Source organism: Sphingomonas sp. CCH9-F2 (assembly GCF_001556735.1).
GTDB classification, from domain to species: domain Bacteria; phylum Pseudomonadota; class Alphaproteobacteria; order Sphingomonadales; family Sphingomonadaceae; genus Sphingomonas; species Sphingomonas ginsenosidimutans.
The window spans coordinates 1-3,274 of the sequence record NZ_LSJO01000590.1; the positions used below are offsets into that span (position 1 = coordinate 1).

The 3,274-nt window shown below is 69.1% G+C and carries 3 protein-coding genes; 1 reads left to right on the top strand and 2 read right to left on the bottom strand.

The genetic code is table 11. The features are described from left to right. Window positions 1-239: 239 nt before the first annotated feature. Complete coding sequence (locus AX685_RS16505; protein ID WP_066490615.1) at window positions 240-1,475, top strand: TetR/AcrR family transcriptional regulator; 1,236 nt, start codon at window positions 240-242, stop codon at window positions 1,473-1,475. Between the two features lie 104 nt (window positions 1,476-1,579). Here the strand turns inward: AX685_RS16505 and AX685_RS16510 are convergent, their stop codons facing one another. Together AX685_RS16510 and AX685_RS16515 are read right to left on the bottom strand one after the other, a co-directional pair. Continuing rightward, window positions 1,580-2,431 carry an AraC family transcriptional regulator gene (locus tag AX685_RS16510; protein WP_066490618.1) on the bottom strand — a complete coding sequence of 284 codons (852 nt, stop codon included), beginning with the start codon at window positions 2,429-2,431 and terminating at the stop codon, window positions 1,580-1,582. Between the two features lie 94 nt (window positions 2,432-2,525). Then, window positions 2,526-3,274: MFS transporter (locus tag AX685_RS16515; RefSeq protein ID WP_156445878.1), on the bottom strand; the 749-nt coding region annotated here is incomplete at its 5' end.

Below are 3,274 nucleotides of genomic sequence, written 5' to 3' on the forward strand. Positions count from 1 at the left end.
CTGGCGGGGGGCGATTTCCTTGGCGATGAACTCGCGGACCCGGTCGCGGAAATAGGTTTCCCGTTCGCTCAGCGTGAAATCCATCGCATCTCTCCAATTCGGTTTCGGATGCGGGCTTAGGCCATACCGCATCTTCGGTAAAGCGCCTGTTTGATCGCGATACCCCCGCGTCACCGTGGCGATGCGATGCGCAGGAAAAGGGACTGTACCTTCGAAACGCGCATGCTAACGTGACTCGGATGGGGGACGTCCACATCAGCGAAAACACCAGCACGCGCCGCTTCCGGGAAAAGCGCGAGGCGATCCTGGCCGCCGCCGCGGAGGCGATCAACGAACAGAGCGCGAAGGGCATGACCTTCGCCGATGTCGCGCGCCGCGTCGGGCTCAACACCACCAGCGTCACCTATTATTTCAAGCGCAAGGAGGATCTGGCCGCCGCCGCCTTCGAACATACGCTCGACTATCTGCTGGCGATGCTGGACGAAGCGGCGGAGGCGACCACGCCGGAGGAGCGCGTCGGACGCTTCGTGGCGATCAACATGGCGCGGCTGGCGCGGATCGAGCGCGGTGAGGAACGCCCGTTCGCGGTCCTGTCCGACCTGCGCGCCATGGACGAGCCGGCGCGCGGCCGCCTGATGACCACCTGGCGGGAGGTGTTTCGCCGCACCCGCGCCTTGTGGGGGGACGGTCTGGGCCGCGCACGCACCGATCTGGCGGGCGCGCGCGCGCACGTCCTGCTGGAGAACATCTTCTGGTTGCCGGTCTGGCTGCCGCGTTACGATGCCGATCAATATGCGCGGATCGAAGCCTGGCTGATCGACTTCTTCCGCCGCGGCGTCGCGGGGCCGGGCGCGCTGTGGGCGCCGCGCCCGATGGAGGTGCCGGTCGACGACGTCGTGCCGGGGCGCGAGGCGTTCCTGCTCGCCGCCACGCGGCTCATCAACGAACTGGGCTATCGCGGCGCGTCGGTGCAGCGGATCGCGTCGGAACTGAACGTCACCAAGGGCAGCTTCTACCACCATCTGGATGCCAAGGACGATCTGGTCGTCGCCTGCTACCGCCGCAGCTTCGACACGATCACCGCGACGCAGGCGCTGGCCGATCGAATGGGCGGCACCCATTGGCAGCGGCTGTGCGATACCGTCGCCGCGCTGCTGGCGGTGCAATTCTCCGATCAGGCATCGCTGCTGCGCACCACCGCGCTCAGCGGGCTGCCCGCGGGGGAGCGCCAGTCGATGGTCGACCGCTCGAACCGCATCGCGCGCCGCATCGCCGGCACAATGATGGACGGCATCGCCGAAGGGACGATCCGCCCGCTCGACTGCCTGGTCGCCAGCCAGGCGATGATGGCGCTGCTCAACGCCGCGTTCGACATGCGCAAATGGGCCTGGCCGATGCCACGCGACCGCGCGATCGCGCTCTACGCCTCTACGCTGATGTTCGGCATGTTCGACGACCGCGCGCTGGAGGCGTGAGCGACGGGCAACGGATAGGGCGACATGCCCGCGCCCTCCCCGTCATGCCGGACGTGATCCGTCATCCATCGCCCCGCACCGCAAGGCTTACCCGTCCCGCCCCCTCACACCGGCTCGCCTAGCGCCTCCACGCGCCGCTGGATCGCCAGCTGGTTCATCGGCCCGCGCTGCCGCACGAAATCGCGGATCGAGCAGCCCAGGAACAGGTGGCTGTCGCGCAAGAAGTGCGACCGGTCCCAGTAACCCGCCGCCTCCAGCGCGCTCGCGCCCGATGCCGGGTCGATCAGAATCGCCGACAACGCGCGCAGGAAACGGTTGCGGCGCAGCAGCACTTTGGGCGTGAACCCGAACGTCGCGCGCGTCAGCGTGGTCAGCGCGCGCGGCGTCATCTCCAGCGTCTCGGCCACCGCCTCGATCCGGCTGGTCGCGGGATCGTCCAGCAACCGCGTCAGCACCGGGATTCGCGGGTCGGCGGGCGGGCGGCGCTGCAACCGCGTCTCCAGCCATGCCGCGAACGCTGCGACCGGGCTGTCGCCCGCCGCCTCCGCCGCCGCCAGCGCATCGCGCAGCGCCTCGCCCCCGCCGTCCAGCGTCGCCAGCGGCACGACCCGGTTGGCATGGCGCGACAGGTCGCCGCCGAACAATTGCGCCCAGCCGATCGGACGCAGGCCCACGCCGATCAGCGTGCCGCTGCCCTCCACCGCCACCTGTCCCGCCTGGCTGGTCGGCCCCATGAAGGTGCGGTCCGGCACATTGTCGAACACGCGATTGCCGATGCGGGTGGACCAGCGTGCGCCATCGTGCAGCGCGATGCGGATCGTGGCCGGGCTGGGCAGCAGGATGTCGCGATAGCCGCCCGGTACGTCGGGCACGCGAAAGCGATGGAAACCGGTGATATACCCCGTCAGGCCCGCCGGCGGCGCCCAATAGCCGACCGGCCCGTGTTGATCGTCCATCCCCTGCCCTTCCCCCCAGAAGGCGTTATCATGCCGCTCTCATACGGAGCGCGCGGCATCGGGCAAGCGATTGTTCCAAAACGGGACGATTTGATCAGCGCGCGGCGCGGCGCATCAATACGCCGGCGCGCCAGTACAGGAAGATCGGCACCGGCGTCATCATCGCCACCGCCAGCATCGCGTAGCGCAGCGACTGGTCGCCCAGCGCCGGCCGCATCAGGTCGCTCAGCCGCCCGACCGCCAGCGGCCCCAGTCCCAGCCCGATCAGATTGACCATCAGCAGCGTCAGCGCCGCCCACATCGCGCGCAGCCGCAGCGGCGCCAGATGCTGGATCAGCGCATAGGTCGGCCCCAGATAGACGCCCGCGAACAGCAGCGACACGAAATAGGCGCCCAGCGCGACCGGCACCGAATCGAAGAAATAGAAGGATACGGCGAACGGAAAGGCGATCGCCTTCATCGCCGCGATCACCCATGCCTGCGCGTGCAGGCCGTAGCGTTTCGCCATCCGGTCGGCGATCGCCCCGCCCAGCAGCGCGCTCGCCCCGCCGACCAGCGCGGCGGGCAGCGCGATGTAATTGGCGACCGTCAGCATCGACATGCCCATCGACCGCTGCATGTAGCTCGGGCCCCAGCCGGTCAGCGCATAGCCGACCAGCGACGTCAGCGTCATGCCCGCCACCAGATACACCGCCGCCGGATTGTGCAGCATCGCCAGGAAGCCGCGCCACATGCTCGGCAGCGGTTCGGCCTCCTCCTCCGCGACGCGCTGCACGTCGGACAGGCCGCGGCGCGGCTCGGCGACGAACAGCCGCACGATCAGCGCCAGCACGATGCCCGGGA